The organism is Tenacibaculum gallaicum (assembly GCF_003387615.1).
Classification (GTDB): domain Bacteria; phylum Bacteroidota; class Bacteroidia; order Flavobacteriales; family Flavobacteriaceae; genus Polaribacter; species Polaribacter gallaicus.
The window spans coordinates 399,212-414,923 of the sequence record NZ_QUNS01000001.1; the positions used below are offsets into that span (position 1 = coordinate 399,212).

At 35.0% G+C, this 15,712-nt stretch carries 5 protein-coding genes; 4 read left to right on the top strand and 1 reads right to left on the bottom strand.

The features are described from left to right. Positions 1-35: 35 nt before the first annotated feature. A complete protein-coding gene (locus C7448_RS01915) occupies positions 36-1,697 on the bottom strand; it encodes an ABC transporter ATP-binding protein (RefSeq protein WP_115899669.1) in 1,662 nt (553 codons plus the stop codon). A gap of 268 nt (positions 1,698-1,965) precedes the next feature. On the opposite strand from C7448_RS01915, the gene C7448_RS01920 reads away from it, so the two are divergent. From C7448_RS01920 to C7448_RS01935, 4 genes are all read left to right on the top strand, one after another. Further along, on the top strand, positions 1,966-4,698 hold the full coding sequence (locus C7448_RS01920; RefSeq protein ID WP_115899670.1) for a GEVED domain-containing protein: 2,733 nt from the start codon (positions 1,966-1,968) through the stop codon (positions 4,696-4,698). Between the two features lie 208 nt (positions 4,699-4,906). Next, positions 4,907-7,603: a GEVED domain-containing protein gene (locus C7448_RS01925; RefSeq protein WP_115900113.1), complete on the top strand. Its 2,697-nt coding sequence runs from the start codon at positions 4,907-4,909 to the stop codon at positions 7,601-7,603. Between the two features lie 70 nt (positions 7,604-7,673). Continuing rightward, a complete protein-coding gene (locus tag C7448_RS01930; RefSeq protein WP_170136989.1) occupies positions 7,674-11,156 on the top strand; it encodes a M4 family metallopeptidase in 3,483 nt (1,160 codons plus the stop codon). Positions 11,157-11,400: 244 nt separating this feature from the next. Next, entirely contained in the window at positions 11,401-15,648 is a 4,248-nt protein-coding gene (locus C7448_RS01935) for a GEVED domain-containing protein (protein ID WP_115899671.1), read from the top strand. Positions 15,649-15,712: the final 64 nt, after the last annotated feature.

Consider the following 15,712-nt stretch of genomic DNA (forward strand, 5'->3'; position numbering starts at 1 on the left):
GGTGCAATATACCATTAATAACGCAGTGAAAAAAGTTACAGCCCTTTTGGGATAGCTTCTATTAAAGTTTGAGTATATTTTGTCTTTGGATGTTGGTAAATTTCGTCAGCATCAGCTATCTCCTCTACTCTACCTTTGTTCATCACAACCAACTTATCTGCCATGTATTTTACCACAGATAAATCATGTGAAATAAAAATATAAGTAAAGTTAAATTCTGCTTTTAATTGGTTTAATAAGTTCAATACTTGGGCTTGTACCGAAACATCAAGAGCCGAAACCGACTCGTCACAAATAATTAGTTTTGGTTGTAAAGCTATTGCTCGAGCAATTCCTATGCGTTGACGTTGTCCACCAGAAAATTCATGTGGATAACGATTGAAATGAGTTGCTTCCAAGCCTACTTTTTCTAACAAGTTACACACATATTCTTTTCGCTCTTTGTTAGAGCCTAAAATTTTATGAACTTTCATTGGTTCTAAAATAGTATTACCAATAGTAATTCTTGGGTTTAATGAAGAAAACGGATCTTGAAAAATGATTTGAATTTCTTTTCGAAGTTTTTTAAATTCAGATTTAGAAAGTTTGGTAATGTCTACTCCCTTGTATAAAATACTTCCCAAAGTAGCTTTTTCTAGTTGTAAAATAGTTCTACTCAAGGTCGTTTTTCCGCAACCACTCTCTCCTACTAGTCCTAAAGTTTCACCTTCATAAATTTTAAAAGACACATCATTCACCGCTTTTATCACAGTTGGTTTTGAAAACCATGAAGCATTACTGATAAAATCTTTATGTAAATTGACGATTTCTAACAGCGGAGGTTGGGTATATATTTTTTGATGAAAAGCAGTACGCTCTTCATCTGTATAAATTGTAGAATCAATAGTTTCATTGATAAAATCGTAAACAGTAGGTAAAGTTTTAAGTCGTTTTTCTGTGTTTGGTTTTGAATTAATTAAGGCTTTTGTATAATTTTCTTTTGGATGTAAAAAAACAAGGTTAGCACTTCCCTTCTCTACTATTTTTCCTTTATGCATTACTACTACAGTATCAGCAATTTCAGAAACTAATGCTAAGTCGTGAGAAATAAAAATAATTCCCATTTCAAACTCATGCTGTAATTCTTTTAATAAAGAAATAATCTCTTTTTGTACCGTCACATCAAGCGCTGTTGTAGGCTCATCAGCAATAAGCAATTGAGGTTGGCAAGCAATAGCCATAGCAATCATTACCCGCTGCTTTTGTCCGCCACTTATTTGATGCGGATACGAATTATAAATAGCTTCGGGTCTTGGAAGCTTTACTTTTGAAAATAATGAGATTACTTCTTCTTTAATTTTTTGATTAGATAATTGTGTATGCTGTTGTAGCATTTCAGCAACCTGGACACCACAAGTTAATGTTGGATTCAAAGAACTCATTGGTTCTTGAAAAACCATGGCAATTTTTTTACCACGTATTTTTTGAAAATCCTGCTCATTAAAATTTAATAAAGATTCATGGTTAAAAAGTAGTTCACCTTTTACAGTAGCAGTTTTAGGTAGTAATCCTAAAATAGCTAAGGAACTTATTGATTTTCCGCTACCACTCTCTCCTACAATTCCTAGTATTTTGTTTTTCTGAACATTAAAAGAAATTTGCTGAACAACAGGTGGAGAGTCTTTAAAGGATATTTCTAAGTTTTTAACTTCAAGCATCAATCATAAATTTTAATAAAAATACAATTAATATTTTCCATTTCATACTTAAAAATTGATTTAGAAGATAAGTACTTGATAATAAAACAGAAGGTGAGTGAAATAAAAAATAATAGAAAAACTCAGTTTAAAAGTGTGCTTTTTGTTATGTAAAAAAGGTTTTTATTGATAATGATGTATATTTTTTATGATTTTATTAATAAAAATATATATTTGCCTTCGCTTTTTAATAAAAAAAGCAAAAAATAATAATTAAAAACCCTTCAAAATGAAACAAAAAATTACCCTTGCACTTATGTGCTTGTTTATGGTAGTTACTGCCTTTTCTCAACAAAATTCACCGCAAGTAAAAAGAACTTGTGGAGTAATGGAAGATTTAGAGTATAGAAAATCTCAAGATCCGTATCTTCAAAATCGTATGGATCAAATCGAAAAATTTACTCTAAGTAAAATTAAAGAAATACAAAGTCGCCAAGGAAAAATAGAAGGTGAAATTATTACCATACCGGTAGTAGTACACGTTTTATACACAAACTCTACAAACAACATTAGTGATGCTCAGATTCTTTCACAAATTGATGTGCTGAATAAAGATTTTCGTAGACAAAATACGGATAAAACAAATAAATGGGCACAAGCAGCCGATACTCAAATAGAGTTTGCTATGGCGAAAATAGACCCTAACGGTAACTCAACTACAGCAATTACTAGAAAACAAGTAGGTAGTTCAGATTGGGGAACAAAGTATAAAGCATACAATGCAATGAAAAGTTCTGCATCTGGTGGTGTTGATGCATGGGATACTGATGAATACTTGAATATGTGGATAGTTCCAAAAATGACTAATACTAGTCCAACTGGAGATAGAAATATTTTAGGGTTTGCACAGTTTCCAGGAGGATCTGCTTCTACTGATGGTTTAGTAATGATTCACAATGCTTTTGGTTCTGTAGGAACGCTTGACCCTTCGTTTAATCTTGGTAGAACTACAACCCATGAAATAGGACACTTTTTTAATTTGCGTCACATTTGGGGTGATGGCGGTTGTGGTGTTGATGACTTTGTAGCTGATACTCCAGAATCGGATGCAGCCAATTATGGTTGTAAAACAGGACATGTTTCTTGTGGTACAGAAGATATGGTTCAAAACTACATGGATTACTCAGATGATGCATGTATGAACCTATTTACATTAGGTCAAAAAAACAGGATGCGTGCTGTTTTAGAAGCAGGAGGATCAAGACGTTCATTGGCGCTGTCTAATAAAGCAGATGCACCAGCAGTTTGTAATGCTACGGTACCAACAGGTACAGCTACATCTTCAGTTACTGCCACAGAAGCAACAGTTTCTTGGGCAACAGTTTCAGGAGCAACATACGATGTAAGATATAAAACAACAACTAGTTCTTCATGGACAACAGTTGCATCTTCTTCAAACTCTGTAGTGTTAAGTGGATTATCAGCTTCTACTCAATACGAAGTTCAAGTGCGTAGTAAATGCTCTTCAACAAACTCAAACTATAGCACTTCAGTAAACTTTACAACACCAGCAGTAACTATTTCATATTGTGCTTCAAGTGGAAACACTACTTATGAAACAGGAATAACAAAAGTGGTATTTGGTAGTATAAATAATGCAGATGGTACTACAAAAGACAAGGGATATGAAAACTTTACAAATTTGAGCACAACAGTTTCTCAATCTTCATCAACAAACCTTACAGTATCGGTGAATACTGATGGAGACTATAGAATTGATGTTTTTGCCTGGATTGATTGGAATCAAGATGGAGACTTTACTGATAGTGGAGAAGCATATGACTTAGGTAATATTAGTAATGTTTCTAACGGAGCTTTACCTACAAAAGCGATTGTTGTTCCTGCAAATGCAAAATTAGGAAGCACAAGAATGAGAATTTCAGGAAAGTATAATTCGGACCCTACTTCTTGTGCAACAAGTTTTGACGGAGAGGTAGAAGATTATACAGTAGTAGTTGGTACTTCACAAGCAGATACTCAAGCACCAACTGTACCAATAAACTTAACTGCATCTCGTATAGCACAAACTTCATTAACCTTAAATTGGTCAGCATCAACTGACAATGTTGGTGTTACAGGTTATGATGTATATCAAGGAGCTTCTAAAATAAGTTCAGTAACAGGCGCTACAGCAAGTGTAACAGGATTAACAGCAGGAACAGCGTATGTGTTTTCAGTAAAAGCTAAGGATGCAGCAGGAAATGTTTCAGCATCAAGTAATACAGTAAATGTAACTACATTGTCTAATTCAGTATCGTACTGTGATTCTAAAGGAAATGACTCGTCTTACGAGTGGATTGATAATGTTGAATTAGGGGGAATGAAGAATGTAACTGGTGATAATGGAGGATATGCTGATTTCACTTCAAAAGTAGCTACATTGGCAAGAGGAAGTTCAAACCAAATGATTGTTAGTGCTGGATTTAAGAGTACAGCATATACAGAACATTGGGCAGTATGGATTGATTTTAACCAAAATGGAACATTTGAGAACAGTGAAAAAGTTGTAACAGGATCTTCATCAAGTGCAAATAACTTAACATCAACGATTGATATACCTTCAGGAGCTATATTAGGATCAACTAGAATGCGTGTTTCAATGAAGTTTGATGCTGCTCAAACAGTTTGTGAAACATTTAGTTATGGTGAAGTAGAAGATTATACGGTAAATATTGTTTCGAGCGTAAGACAAGAGAACATTGTAAGTGCAGAAAGGTTAGGAAGCGAAGCAACTCAAAACTTAGTGGCGTATCCAAACCCTACAGTTGATTTTGTAAATGTTAAATTAAGATCTTTGGCAGAAGATACAACATACAAAATTGTAGACCTAAGAGGAAGAGTAGTTAAATCAGGAGTTTTAGGCACTACTAATATTAATGTTTCAAAATTAAAAACAGGATTGTATATTATTGAAGTTAATGATGGTCAAAAGTTATTAAAAACTAAAATATTGAAGAAATAAGTTTTAAAAAAAGAATAAAAAAAGCAAAAGCCTTAGAGACTCCTCTAAGGCTTTTTGCTGGTTATTAGTATGTTATAGTGAATTTATTTTTCGTTTCTGTATGTTTTTAGTAAAAAATATATATATTTGCTAATGTTTTAACAAAAAATTAAGAACGATTTTTTCTGTGAAAAAAGAGTTTTTAATTAACTTAAAAAACCCTTCAAAAATGAAAAACAAAATTACCCTAGCACTTATGTGTTTATTTTTTGTTGGTGCTTTGTATGCCCAAGAAAAAAGAAACTGTCACTCAATGGAAAATCTTGAGTACAGACAATCCCTCAATCCTTCTTTAAAAAGTAAAATGCAAGAAATTGAGTCCTTTACTCAAAAAAGACTTGCAGAAAAGAAAAACTATCAAGGAAAAATAGTTGGAGATATTATCCAAATTCCAGTAGTTGTACACGTTATTTATAGTAGTTCACAAGAAAATATTAGTGTGGCACAAATTCAGTCGCAACTTGATGTTTTGAATGAAGATTACCGTAGAACAAATTCTGATGCAACCAATAAATGGTCACAAGCAGCAGATACACAGATAGAGTTCTATTTAGCTCAAGTTGATCCAAATGGTAATCCAACAAACGGAATTACAAGAAAATCATCATCTAAAACTTCATGGGGAACTAATGACGCAATGAAAAAGTCATCTCAAGGAGGAGTAGACCCATGGGATACTTCTGAGTACCTTAACATGTGGGTATGTAATATTGGTGGTGGAATCTTAGGGTACGCTCAGTTCCCAGGAGGAAGTGCTGCTACTGATGGAGTAGTGATGGGACCTCAGTATTTTGGAAGTTCAGATAAAGGTTCAGGTTTCTATTTATCATCTCCATTTGACAAAGGAAGAACAACAACACACGAAATAGGTCACTTTTTAAACCTTAGACATATTTGGGGAGATGGTGGTTGTGGTGTTGACGATTTTGTTTCTGATACTCCAGAATCTGATGCTGCAAACTACGGATGTGCTTCAAGTCACTCTTCTTGTGGGTCAGCAGATATGGTTGAAAACTATATGGATTACTCAGACGATACTTGTATGAACCTTTTCACCCTAGGACAAAAAAATAGAATGCGTGCTGTTTTAGAATCAGGAGGTGTACGTAGAAGTTTAGCTTTATCTGATAAAACAGGAGGTTCTACTTCATGTACAGCAACGGTACCAACGGGAGTAACTGTATCTGGTGTTACTTCATCAGAAGCATCAGTTTCTTGGACAGCAGTTTCAGGAGCTACTTATGACGTAAGATACCGTCAAACCGGAACTTCATCTTGGACAACCAACGCAGTTTCAGGAACATCAACATCTTTAAGTGGATTATCAGCTTTAACTCAGTATGAAGTACAAGTACGTAGTAAATGTTCTGATGGATCTAACTCAGCATATAGTGCTTCTTCAACTTTTACTACTCCTGAAGTTACACTTTCTTATTGTTCTTCAAAAGGAAATAGTGTTTCTGATGAATATATCGGAAGAGTGCAATTAGGAACTATTGATAATAGTACAGGAGGAGGAAATGGTTATTCAGACCATACAGCCATTTCAACAAACTTAGCAAAAGGAACTGCTCATACAATTACCATTACACCAACTTGGACAGGAACAGTATACAATGAAGGATATGGTGTTTGGATTGACTATAATCAAGATGGAGATTTTTCTGATTCAGGAGAAACTGTTTGGACAAAATCGGCATCTAAAGATACGCCAGTTAGTACATCTTTTACAGTACCCGCTTCAGCAACAGAAGGAGCAACAAGAATGCGTGTAGTTTTAAAATACAATGCAACACCAACAGCATGTGAAGCGTCATTTTCTTATGGAGAAGTAGAAGATTATACGGTAGTAATCGGAGCAGGAACAACAGACACAACAGCACCAACAGCGCCAACAAACTTAGCTGCATCTAGTGTAACACAGACTTCGTTAACGTTAAATTGGTCAGCATCTACTGATAATGTTGGAGTAACTGGTTACGATGTTTACCAAGGAACTACAAATATTGGATCTGTAACAGGAACTACAATGAATGTAACAGGGTTAACAGCAGCTACTACTTATACTTTCTCAGTAAGAGCAAAAGATGCTGCAGGAAATATTTCATCTTCTAGTAGCACAATAAATGTAACAACGTTGTCAAACTCAGTTTCATACTGTGACTCAAAAGGAAATAACTCTTCTTATGAGTGGATTGATAATGTAGAGTTAGGAGGAATGACCAATGCAACTGGAGATAATGGAGGATATGCAGATTTTACTTCTAAAACAGCAACTTTAGCAGTAGGAAGCTCAAACCAAATGACTGTTAGCGCAGGGTTTAGTAGCTCTTCATATACAGAACATTGGGCTGTTTGGATTGACTTTAACCAAAATGGAACATTTGAAGGCAGTGAAAAAGTAGTAACAGGGTCTTCATCAAGTGCAAATAACTTAACTTCTACTGTAGATGTACCTGCAGGAGCAACTTTAGGAACAACAAGAATGCGTGTTTCTATGAAATATAACGCTGCTCAAACAGCTTGTGAAACATTTACTTATGGAGAAGTAGAAGACTATACGGTAAATATTGTTTCTAGTACAAGACAAGAATCTTCAGCTAGTATAAATGGAGAAAGGTTAGGTAATGAAAACAGCTTAGACTTAATGGCATACCCTAACCCAGCAGTAGACTTTATACAAGTAAAATTAGCCTCTAGAGCTGATAATATGACTTATAAAATTGTAAATACCATTGGTAGAGTAATGAAAGAAGGTCGCTTAAATTCTTCAAACATCGATGTTTCTAAACTAAATACAGGTATGTATATTTTACAAGTTAATGATGGTCAAAAACTACTAACGACTAAAGTATTTAAAAAATAAATTCTTACAAAAAAGCCTGAGTTATTTCTCAGGCTTTTTAATTAAAATAAATTAACTAAACCCTTCAAAAATGAAACAGAATTATGCAAGAACTGTGTTTTTATCTGCTTTTCTACTTACAGGAATTTATACTATAAATGCCCAAGAAAACAGAGAATTAAAACACGTTAAGTTCAACAAATCCTCAAAGGTGTCTTTACAAAAAGCACCAGATTTAATTAGACAAAAACTAAAGCTATTTAAAAATGATGGCTTGCAAAAAATTAAGTCAAATAGAGACGATCTAGGCTTTACACATGAAAAATTTCAACAAAAATTTAAAGGAGTAAAAGTAGAATTTGCCACTTATACAGCTCACGCAAAAAATGGTGCTTTAATGAGCATGAATGGTGAGTTTTACGATGTTGGAAAGGTTAATATAAGCCCAAAGCTATCCAAAGCTCAAGCATTTCGAAAAGCTTTATCGCATACAGGAGCAGAGAAGTATTTATGGGAATATCCTGAGGCAGCCAATGAAATGGATAATTATAAAAAGCCTGATGGAGAGTTATTAATTCTTCCTAGAGAAGTTATAGGAAAAAAAGAAGCAAGACTAGCTTATAAGTTCGATATTTTTGCTACAAAACCGCTAAGCAGAGGGTATTTATACATAGATGCTCATACAGGAGAAGCATTATTTTACAATGCAATTATAAAACATGCAGATAAGTTTGGTCATGTAGGAGAGTTAACTACCCACGCAAAAAAAAGTAAAAAAGCGGCGAACGCTATTTCGGCTGCATTTGCAGCAGGAACTGCACAAACACGTTATAGTGGTACAAGAACCATTGAAACATCACTAAGTGGAGGAAACTATATTTTGAGTGATACTGGAAGAAAAATCCACACAAGAGATGCAAAAAACCAAGCTCCAGGTTCCACATACCCATATGTTACAAATTATGACCAGTTTACTGATAGTGATAATAATTGGACTACAGCTGAACATAGTGCAAACAAAGATGATGCAGCATTAGATGCTCATTGGGGTGCAATACAAACATATGAGTATTTCTTGCAAAAACATAATAGAAATAGCTATGATGATAACGGTGCTCAAATTAGAAGTTATGTACATGTAGATACGAATTACGATAATGCCTTTTGGAATGGTTCTGTAATGTCTTATGGAGACGGTTCTTCTAACGGACAAGAAGGAAACGGTAGTTTTGATGCATTAACCTCTATTGATGTTGCAGCACATGAAATAGGACACGCAGTTTGTACTCATACAGCGAACTTAGCTTACCAAAGAGAATCAGGAGCTTTAAATGAAGCTTTTTCAGATATTTGGGGAGCGGCAGTTGAACATTTTGCTAAAGGAAACGGAAATGATTCAAACCCAGACCTTTCAGTATGGTTAATAGGAGATGAAATAGATAGGCGTAGTGGTTCTGCTGCTTTACGCTCAATGAATGACCCAAAATCACAAGGTCAACCAGATACCTATGGAGGAACTAATTGGAAAAACCCAAATTGTGGAGTACCGACGAGATTTAATGACTACTGTGGAGTTCATACAAACTCAGGAGTTTTAAATAAATGGTTCTATTTACTAACTGTTGGAGGGTCAGGAACAAATGATGCATCTGATACATACAACGTTACCGGAATTGGAATGACAAAAGCTGCAAAAATAGCGTATCGTACCGAAGCAAATTACTTATCAGCCAGTTCAACATATGCCGACGCTAGAACAGCGGCAATACAAGCTGCAACAGACTTATACGGAGCAAACTCTCAAGAAGTAATTTCTACAACAAATGCTTTTTATGCGGTTAATGTAGGAGAAGAGTTTGTACAAAATTGTGCTTTAGCAGCACCAACAAACTTAAATTCATCAAACATTGGTGATAACGGATTTACAGTAACTTGGACAGCAGTTTCAGGAGCAGCTTCTTATGATGTAACTATTGGCGCAAACACAACAAACGTAGCAGGAACGTCATTTAACGCTACAGGATTATTAAGTGGAACAGAATATACGGTATCTGTAGCTGCGAAATGTACAGAAGGTGGAACAGGAACACCAGCAACAGTAAATGTAACAACAACAGGTACGCCACCGCTTAACTATTGTGATTCAAAAGGAAATAGCGTTGCTGATGAATATATTGAGAGAGTTCAATTAGGAAGTATCGATAACACTTCTGATGGAGGTGGAGGATATTCTGATTTCACTACAATTTCAACAGATTTATCTATTGGTGACTCTAACACAATAACCATTACCCCAAAATGGACAGGAACTGTTTATAGTGAAGGTTATGGAGTATGGATTGATTATAATCAGGACGGAGACTTTTCTGACTCTGGAGAAACGGTTTGGACCAAAGCAGCGTCTAAAGATACTCCAGTAAGCACATCATTTACAGTACCTGCTTCAGCAACCGAAGGAGCTACTAGAATGAGAGTTGTGCTAAAGTACAATGCTACACCAACGGCTTGTGAAGCAACATTCTCTTATGGTGAAGTTGAAGATTATACAGTTAATATTACAAATGCTACACCAGATACAGAAGCACCAACAGCGCCTTCTTCAGTAGCAGCATCTAATATTGAAGAAACAACAGCAACGTTAAGTTGGACAGCGTCAACAGATAATGTTGGAGTAACTAGCTACGAAGTATTTAATGGAACTACAAGTGCAGGAACAGTTAGTGGTACATCAATAAACTTAACAGGGTTAACTGCAAATACTACGTATAACTTTACAGTAAAAGCAAAAGATGCAGCAGGAAATGTTTCAGTATCAAGTAATACAGCAACATTTACAACAAAAGATGTGTCAGTAGTAGAGTATTGTGCTTCACAAGGAAACAATTCTTCTTACGAGTGGATTGATAGAGTTTCTATGGGAGGAGTTGATAATACTACAGGAAATGATGGTGGTTATAGAGATTATACGAACCTTATAATGAATGTGGCTCCAGGAGCTAATCGATTATATGTAAGTGCTGGATTTAGTAGTTCTTCTTATACCGAGTACTGGAAAGCATGGATTGATTATGATAAGGATGGTGTTTTTGAAGACACTGAAGTAGTACTAAGTGGTTCTTCTTCAAGTGCTGGTGAGCTTTATGAAGATTTTACAATTCCATCAAATGTTTCAGGAACTACAAGACTTAGAGTTTCTATGAAGTATAACAGTGCTCAAACAGCATGTGAAACATTTACTTATGGTGAGGTAGAAGATTATACAGTTAATATTTCTTCTGGTTCTGTGGCTGCAATAACAGGTTTTTCAGCGAATATCAGTGGAGAAGCAATAGGAAATGAAGAAAGCTTAGATTTATTAGCATACCCTAATCCAGCAGTAGATTTTATACAAGTAAAACTTGCTTCAAAAGCAGAAAAAATAAGTTATAAACTTATAAATACTGTTGGTAAAGTAGTAAAAGAAGGTCATTTAAAATCTTCTAATCTAGACGTTTCAAAGTTAAATACTGGAATGTACATTTTAGAGGTAAATGATGGACAAAAACTACTTACAACGAAACTATTTAAAAAGTAAGTTTTTAAAAACATTAAAGAGAAACAAAAGTCTGAGTTTTTTACTCAGGCTTTTGCTTGTTCTAAATTGTAAAGTACCATGAGAATAAAATATTTGACTTAGCTAGGGGTGGCTAAACTATTAAAATTTAGTTCGTAAAGGGTTAAAAATGAGTCTATTCAAAAGGTGTGAATGATAAAGAAAAGGTAGAATTGTAAAAGAACTAGGAAATAAAAACTTAATTATTCAACTTAAATTGATTCAAATGAACAAAAAGTTTAAATTTCTAATTGGAGGGCTGTCTGTTGCAGCGGTTTCAATTATTGGTTCAGATTATCTTAAAAAGCAAAATGTTGCTGATAAACTGGCTGAACAACGTAAAGTACATAGTACTTTTTTAAAGGAAAGTCCTTTAAATGAATCGTTAAAATGGGGGAAAAAAGAGAGAAAACTTAAAGGGTTACCACCTAACAGGTATTTTGATCAAATGCAATTACTTACCATGAATCCAGCTACAGGAAAAATGGAAGATGGGAGTTTAGCAGGATTGAGAGAAGATCTGTTGAAAAAAAGAGCACAACAAAAAAGTCCTGGAGACAATGGAAACTCTTGGATAGAAAGAGGTCCTAATAATGTAGGAGGACGTACAAGAGTTGTTTTATTTGATCCAAATGACGGAACAAATAATACCGTATATGCTGGTGGAGTAAGTGGAGGTTTATGGAAAAACACCGACATTAGCAATGCCAACTCTCAATGGACAAGAATACAAAATGTACCAGGAAACCTATCGGTAACTTCTATTACAGTAGATCCAAGAAACTCTAATAGATGGTACGTTGGTACTGGTGAACAATATACAGCAGGTGATGTAGTAGGAAATGGAGTATATGTAACTACCGATGGAGGTACAACATGGAACGCAGTCAATATACCAGCTGCTGGAGACGCAATTATTAATTACAATGCAAGTAACATTTTTTTATCAGGAGTTCATTTCGTAAATGATGTATTGGCATGGGATAATGGAGCATCAACAGAATTATTTGTTGCCGTTGGAGCTCACGTATATGGAGATTCTTCTAGCCCTAGAAACTGGTTAGGATTACAGTCTGCAGGGTTGTACCGTTCTACAGATAATGGAGCTACTTGGAACAGGATAGAATCTGCCAATATGAAGTATGTTTTTGGAGGAAAAGACTATTATTATATAGCCAATGATTTAGAGGTTAGTGCAAACAATACGTTATGGATGGGAACTATTGCGTCTGCTTTAGGAGAAGGAGGAGGTAGAGTATTCAGCTCTACAAATGGAGGAACTTGGTCAGAAGCAACAGCATCTCCTTTAACTGAATCTAACAGGGTTGAAATTGAAACTTCTGCTACTGATGCAAATAAAATTTATGCATTAACACAAGGAACAACAAGTGCGGCACCTGTTCATATTTATAAAACAACAAACGCGTTTTCAACAGCGAGTGCAACATCATTACCAAATGATGCAGATACAAATATTTCAGCAAACGACTTTTGTCGTGGGCAAGCATTTTATGATTTAGTAATTGAAGCAGATCCAACTAATGATAACGTAGTGTATGTTGGAGGAATTGACTTATTTAAAACGACAAATGGAGGTTCTTCTTGGTCTCAATTATCGCACTGGTATGGAGGTTTTGGTCATCAAAATGTTCATGCAGATCAGCACTCGATGGCTTTTGGAAATAATGATTCATCAAAAATATTATTCGGTAACGATGGAGGAATCTATTATTCAGGAAACTCTGGAAGTACAATTAGCGTAAGAAACAAAGGATACAATGTAACTCAGTTTGTAAAAGCAGGAATTGGTCCTGATGGAGCAGGAGATGTTGATGGAATTTTTAGTGCGGGTGCTCAAGATAACGGTACACAAGCATTTAGAAATGCAGTTGCAGGAGTTAATAGCTCAACAGAACTAAGCGATGGTGACGGATTCTATACTTTCGTTGATAAAGATGGGGACTATATGATTGCTACGTATGTAAACAACGTAATATATAGGTTTAATTTACCTTGGAATGGTTTGGGTAGACAGCAAGGAGGAGCAACAACATTATCAAGTGACCAAAATACGGGCGACTTCGTAAACCCTATGGGATATGATAATGATGCTAATCGTTTATTATCGAATGCATCAACAAGTTCAGCTAACTCAATTTTGAGTATTAATGTAGCATCAAATTCAAAAGGAAATATTACAAATGCTTTATTAGATGCAAGTCCAACAGCTTTTCAAGCATCTCCTTTTACAAATAATGCATGGTTTGTAGGATTGGCAAATGGTAAACTATTAAAACTAACGAATGTTACAAATTCTAGTGCTACATGGTCAAACATAAACACTCCTTTTGTTGGTTCGGTATCTTCAGTAAGATTCGGAGCTACTGAAGATGATATTTTTGTAACGATACACAACTACGGTGTAACGAGTGTTTGGGCTACTTCAGATGGAGGAACAAATTGGGTAAGCAAAGAAGGAAACTTACCAAATATTCCTGTAAGAGATATTTTACAAAACCCATTAGACAGAACAGAAGCTATTTTAGCAACACAATTAGGAGTTTGGTCAACATCTAACTTTAATGATGCAAACCCTAACTGGAATCAAGCATATAATGGAATGAGTGATGTTAGTGTTACTTCATTAGATTATTGGAATGTAAGTGGAGATCATGTAACGAACAAAGTAATTGCGTCTACTTATGGTAGAGGAGTGTTTACAGGTTCATTTACAAGCAATGCTGCTTCCGATAATGAAGCACCAACTGCTCCAACAAGTTTAGCTGCTAGTTCAATAACAGCAACAAGTTTAACGTTAAACTGGACAGCATCAACAGATAATGTTGCAGTAACAGGGTATGACATATATCAAGGAGCAACTAAAATAGGAAGTTCAACAACAACTTCATATAATGTAACAGGTTTAACAGCAAGTACAGCATATACTTTTACTGTAAAAGCAAAAGATGCAGCAGGAAATGTTTCAGGAGATAGTAATACCGTAAATGCAACTACTACAGCAGCAACAATTACGTATTGTACTTCTAAAGGAGATAGTGTTTCTGATGAATATATTGGAAGAGTTCAGTTAGGAAGTATCGATAATTCTTCAGGAGGCGGAAATGGGTATTCTGACCATACTGCAATTTCAACAGACTTAGAAAAAGGTGTATCAAATTCCATTACGATTACTCCAAAGTGGACAGGAAGTAGTTATGATGAAGGATATGGTGTTTGGATTGATTACAACCAAGATGGAGATTTTTCTGATGCAGGAGAAACGGTTTGGACCAAGGCTAAATCAAAAGATACGCCTGTAAGTACATCATTCACTGTACCAAGTTCAGCTACAGACGGAGCAACAAGAATGAGACTTGTAATGAAATACAATGCTACACCAACAGCTTGTGAAACGTCTTTCGAATATGGAGAAGTTGAGGATTATACAGTAAATATTACAGCAGCGGTAGCTGATACACAAGCCCCAACAACACCTAGTAGCTTAGTAACATCAAGTGTTGCACAAACTACGTTAACATTATCATGGACAGCATCAACAGATAATGTAGATGTTACAGGATATGATGTATATCAAGGAGTAACTAAAATAGGAAGTTCAACAACAACATCTTACAATGTAACTGGGTTAACAGCGAATACGGCTTATACATTTTCAGTAAAAGCAAAAGATGCAGCAGGAAATATTTCTGTAGCAAGTAATGTTGTAAACGTAACTACATTAAATAACGTTGTTACTTATTGTGATTCAAAAGGAAATAGAGTTAGTTATGAATGGATAGATTATGTGTCTTTTGGAGGAATGACTAATACGACTTCTGCCAATGGAGGGTATGGCGATTTTACAAGTAAAATAGCAACAGTTACCCAAGGAACAACAAACCAAATTATTGTGAGTGCAGGATTTAGTGGATCTTCATATACGGAATATTTTACAGTTTGGATTGACTATAACCATAACGGAACTTTTGAAAGTAGTGAACAAACTTCTTTAGGTTCTTCTAGTACAGCAACTAATAGATCAGCAAATATATCTATTCCAGCAAGCGCGTTATTAGGACAAACTAGAATGCGTGTATCTATGAAATATAATGGAGCATCAACCGCTTGTGAAACATTTGCTGACGGAGAAGTGGAAGATTATACAGTTAATATTGTTAGCTCATCATCTTCAGTTGCAGGATCAAATACAAGTAATGAATTTGCTGAGCCATTAGACAAGGAAGCAAAATCAAGTTTAATAGCATTCCCAAACCCAGCTATAAGTAACGTTACTGTAAAATTTGGAAGCAACGAAAATGTAAATTACAAAATAACAAATACAATTGGTAGAGTTGTATTAACAGGTAAAACAGTTAATGGTACTGTAAATGTTTCTAATTTAAAAACAGGAATTTATTTATTAGAAGCAAACGATGGTAAAAAATCAGAAACCATTAAATTAATGAAGAAATAAAAGCATTTCTTTTAATTATAACAAAACCCGAGCTATTGCTCGGGTTTTTTGTTTCTTTGCATAA

Coding starts and splice junctions, on each gene's coding strand:
- C7448_RS01920 (WP_115899670.1), top strand. CDS start 1,966: ATGAAACAAAAAATTACCCTTGCACTTATGTGCTTGTTTATGGTAGTT.
- C7448_RS01915 (WP_115899669.1), bottom strand. CDS start 1,697: ATGCTTGAAGTTAAAAACTTAGAAATATCCTTTAAAGACTCTCCACCT.
- C7448_RS01925 (WP_115900113.1), top strand. CDS start 4,907: ATGAAAAACAAAATTACCCTAGCACTTATGTGTTTATTTTTTGTTGGT.
- C7448_RS01930 (WP_170136989.1), top strand. CDS start 7,674: ATGAAACAGAATTATGCAAGAACTGTGTTTTTATCTGCTTTTCTACTT.
- C7448_RS01935 (WP_115899671.1), top strand. CDS start 11,401: ATGAACAAAAAGTTTAAATTTCTAATTGGAGGGCTGTCTGTTGCAGCG.